The organism is Paracoccus sp. SY, from assembly GCF_002901215.1.
Classification (GTDB): domain Bacteria; phylum Pseudomonadota; class Alphaproteobacteria; order Rhodobacterales; family Rhodobacteraceae; genus Paracoccus; species Paracoccus acridae.
In genome coordinates, this window is sequence record NZ_NWMQ01000223.1 from 1 (window position 1) to 418 (window position 418).

1 protein-coding gene is annotated in these 418 nt (G+C 54.5%); it reads left to right on the forward strand.

Annotation, left to right across the window (positions count from 1 at the left end):
* Positions 1-89 precede the first annotated feature (89 nt).
* Positions 90-418: hypothetical protein (locus CK944_RS22635; protein WP_146038799.1), on the forward strand; the 329-nt coding region annotated here is incomplete at its 3' end.

Genomic DNA, 418 nt, shown 5'->3' on the forward strand with positions numbered 1-418 from the left:
CATCATACCGGCTGTTGTGGCGACAGGCTTCGCGGGTATGCTTTGAGCAAGCTTCGGGCCTTGGGCGGCCTTCAGGTCAGGGATGGCAGATGATCTATCAAGTGATTTATGCAAACTGGATCGACGGTATCCGTGATACGGGCGGAATATCGGACTACCCTCGTGATGTGTCCCATGCCTTCAAGGCGGCAAAGAACTTCTGCATGGCGGAGGCACGGAAAAGAGGGATTGAGCCAAATCCTGTCGTAAACTGGGCCGCCGATGTCATGGCGGCCTTTATGGTGTCCTGCGTCAAGAATGAAGAATCCAATATCTGGGAAATCCTGGACCCTGGCGATGATATTTGCGAGGTGTTCAGGGTCGAGGCGGAGCGCAACACCGGCATGATCCACGATGTTCTGATGAAGGGCGCAAAAGC